This window comes from Ruminococcus sp. CAG:379, from assembly GCF_000434255.1.
Lineage (GTDB): Bacteria > Bacillota > Clostridia > Oscillospirales > Ruminococcaceae > Ruminococcus_F > Ruminococcus_F champanellensis.
The window spans coordinates 51,924-55,906 of sequence record NZ_FR894882.1; the positions used below are offsets into that span (position 1 = coordinate 51,924).

General features: G+C 58.4%; 1 protein-coding gene and 1 pseudogene. One reads left to right on the forward strand and one right to left on the reverse strand.

The window, feature by feature from the left end:
* Positions 1 to 291: 291 nt before the first annotated feature.
* On the reverse strand, positions 292 to 1,350 hold the full coding sequence (locus tag QVO51_RS05120; RefSeq protein ID WP_022357492.1) for a glycoside hydrolase family 5 protein: 1,059 nt from the start codon (positions 1,348 to 1,350) through the stop codon (positions 292 to 294).
* Between the two features lie 542 nt (positions 1,351 to 1,892).
* Between QVO51_RS05120 and QVO51_RS05125 the strand changes: the two are divergent.
* Positions 1,893 to 3,983, forward strand: a pseudogene (locus QVO51_RS05125) (EAL domain-containing protein); the annotation flags it as partial.

Genomic DNA, 3,983 nt, shown 5'->3' on the forward strand with positions numbered 1-3,983 from the left:
ACCGCCGCCATCCACATCGGCGCAGCCCTGCTGTATATGAACGTAAATTGATGCGGCCGGACCGGCTTCAGATTATTTTAAGCAAATGGGGGTATGCTATAAACATACCCCCCTCTAAGATCATTTCGCCGTGTATGCCACGGCAATTTTTTTGCCCCGGATTTTTAAGATTATTTTAAGACTTATGTATTATACTTTGTCATGGATTGAAAAATCCCCAATTCCCCCATTTTATCGTTTGCTTTGTTTTCCGGCTATGTGCGCTCTGCGTGCATAGTCCTTTTTCTTTTTTCAGGCATACGCTGCCCGGATCAGAGTCTGTACCAGCTCCGGATACCGCCACTGGCAGGTGTTCCGATCCAGCAGACCCATGCACTCCTCCCTGCCGCTGGTATCATCCCACCACAGGCACCGGATCCCACGGCGTGCAGCCTCCCGGACGTAGTATTCCGCCCAGGCAAGCCGCTGGGCATCATCCGGCTTGCTGACAGCCGCAAATTCCCCCAGCAGCAGGGGAATGCCCTGCTCCGGGAACCGCTTTGCCAGCCGGTCAAACAGATCAGTCAGCTGGGCGTGATCCGCCGGTGTGCCCCACTGGGTTCTGGGAGCAGCCCAGTTCACCTCCCGGGCAGGGAAACAGAATTCCGTGGGGATATAGGCGTGAACGGATGCCAGCAGGTAGGGATCCTCCGGCAGCACCAGTGCGTCAATGGCTGCCTGCTTTGGAGAGGCGGCATAGGTGGGCAGCAGCAGCTTCCGGGTCTGGTTGATCCCCCCGGATGCCCGGACAGTCCGGACAAAGGCATCGTTCAGCCGGTTTACTGCCTGGTACCGCTCCGGATTCCCCACCCAGTCGCTGCCGCAATGGGGCTCGTTCATACCCTCAAAGATCAGCTTGTCCCCGTATGCGCCAAACCGCTCCGCCAGTTGTTTCCACAGGGCAGTGAACACCGGCAGTACCCCCTCTATGTGGGCGGCATCCGGCACCAGCCAGGCATGGGGACTGGGTATGGCGGAGCCATCGTGGTGCATGTCAAGGATCACATACACATCCAGCTCCATTGCCCAGCGGATCACCTGCTCCACCCGATCCAGCCATGCCTCCTCCAGCTTGTATCCGGGGGCGGCACCGAAATGCCCCGACCAGGTCACCGGGATCCGGATCACGTCAAAGCCTGCATCCGCCACGGCTTGCAGCACCTGCCGGGTAACAGGAGGATTGAACCAGGCGGTTTCCGCCGCCAGTCCCTTGTCCGGGGCAAAGCTGTCCAGGGTGTTCCCCAGATTCCAGCCGATATGCATCCGGGCGGCGGTCTGTGCCCCGGTACAAGGGGTATTCTGTTCGTTCATATGCAACACTCCATTCTCTCTGCGGGGTCTGATATTGCCTCATTATAGCACGGATGTGTGGAACCGTCCATGTACAAACTATATGAAATTCCGCTGGAAAATTGTGCGCCTTGCCCGAATTCCTCCGCCATCGCCAGATAAAACTGGAAATGTTGACAATTGTGCCGGAGCGTAGTATAATAAAGGCGAACCATATGACCTATACAGAAGCGAGGTACCCTATGATCTTTGACCTGTCCAAGCACACTTCCAGTCCCACGGATCACGACTGGGAGATCTTCCAGAAGCTGTTCCCCTATATGGGCGCATTTTTATATATCCACACCACCCGGGAGGCGTACCTGGACGACAATGCCTTCCGGATCCTGCATATCCAGAAGGAGCATGCAAACGGGCTTCTCTCCCACGACCGGTTCACCCAGGTGATGCAGGACATTACCCGGAACCCGGTGGCACGGCAAAACCAGGTCTACCAGTACAACGTAGGCAGCGAGCAGATCCAGCTGCGGCTCAGCTTTGTGGAACGGGACGCCCAGAGCTGGATGGGCTTTGTCCAGGACATTACCCACTACAACGATGTGTTCTGCCCCACGTACCAGGACGCAGGGGAATACGATCCTCTGACCCACCTGTACCACCGGAGCGCCTTTATCCGCCGCACGGAGCAGTGCATGCGGGAGTGTCCGGGGGCAGGGTATCTTGCCATCCTCCATGTACACGGCATTGAGCAGATCGCCCAGCAGTACGGCTACAGTCAGAATGACCGGTGCGTCATCGCCATCAGCCAGGCGCTCCGGCGCTTCTCCTCCCCCCAGGTCATCATCGGCATGCGCTCCTACAAGGAATTCATGGTATATGTAGGGGGCAGTGCCGCAGAGCAGGCAGGCACGATCTTTCAGCGCATGCGGGCTGCCATTTCCGGCTGCGTCATCACAGACGATTTCGGCGAGGTGCTGAAAATCGATGCCAGCGACGCCCTGACCATCAGTCTGGGGTACTCGGTGCGCACCGCCGGCAGCCATGATCTGGACGCCCTCATCAACCACGCCAACTTCTCCGTGTTTGAGGCCATGAACGAGCGGAAGGATATCTGCGCCTTCAACAAAGCCCGGTATGAGGCGGACAAGACCCAGTTCCGGGAATTGCAGCTATTCCGGCGGCTGGTCAGCGACAACGCCTTTACCTATCACTTTCAGCCCATCGTCAGCGCCAAGACCGGTGAGATCTTCGCCTTTGAAATTTTGATGCGTGCAGGGGATCTGCCTCTGACCGCCACCCAGATCCTGCGGATCGCCGAACAGAACAAGCGGCTGTATGCGGTGGAGCATGCCACCCTGTTCAACGCCATGCACGCCTTCACCGAGCATCAGGAGGCACTTTCCGACAAGAAGCTGTTCATCAACGGGATCCCGGATCATTTGCTGACGGAAACGGACTTTGACCTGCTCCATACCACCTACGGGGAGCTTCTGGAAAATATCGTGATCGAGGTTACGGAGCAGAGCGATGTGGACAGCGACCTGGTGGACACGCTGAAGGCACGGTGTACCACCCTGGGGTGCCAGTTTGCCATTGACGACTACGGGGCAGGCTACTCCAACACCTCCGGTCTGCTGCTGATGATGCCGGATTATGTGAAGATCGACCGTGCCCTCATCAGCGGCATCGAGAACGACTCCAAAAAGCAGCGGCTGGTGTCGGATATCATCAGCTTTGCCCACGAAAACGGCATTTCCGTCATTGCGGAATGCGTGGAGACCCGGCAGGAGCTGCGGACGGTGATCCAACTGGGGGCGGATCTGATCCAGGGGTTCTACACCTCCCGGCCCAAGCCCGTGCTGCTGCGGCAGATTTCCAAGACCGTCCAGAACGAGATCATCAGCTTCAATCTGGAGACCCGCACCTTTGCCAGCCGCAGCTACACCGCCAAAAGCGACGAAAGCGTGGAGCTGATCCGGCTGGCGCTGGAGCATTACACGGATATCCTCATCCGGGAGCAGTGCCTGACCATTGTGGGAGAAGCGGCGCATACCTCCAACATGGTGCTGAAGATCGAGGACGGACTGGACTGCACCCTGACCTTGCAGGATGTGAACCTGCGTGGGGTGGACAGTCCCTCCATCCAGTTGGGAGAGATGTGCAGTCTGACCCTGGTGCTGGAGGGAACCAATACGCTGGAGCATATCGGCATCTATGTGCCGGAGGGCTCCTCCATCACCATTGTGGGGGACGGGGATCTGACCATCAACACAGACCGCTCCAACAGCTTCGGCATCGGCAATGACCTGGAGCACGGCTACGGCAATATTACCCTTGCCACCGGGGGAAGGGTGACGCTGAACACCAACGGGGAGCAGTGCGTAGGCATCGGGGGCGGTCTGAATGAATCCGGCTCCCGGATCCGGCTGCTGTCCGGAGAAATCAGCATCATCACCTCCGGCATCGCAGGCATCTGCGTAGGCAGCCGGGAGGGGAACGCCCAGGTAGAGGTATCCGACTGTGATCTGGCGCTGACGGCGGATGCGGCAAGTGCCGTGGGCATCGGCTCCTTCCGGGGCAGCGTGGACATCGCAGTCAACGCCCGGGTGGATTTCCGGGGCACCGGCAACAAGTCCGTGGGCATCGGCTCCCTG

Excerpts from the sequence above, each read along its gene's own strand:
- QVO51_RS05120 (WP_022357492.1), bottom strand. The coding sequence starts at position 1,350 with ATGAACGAACAGAATACCCCTTGTACCGGGGCACAGACCGCCGCCCGG.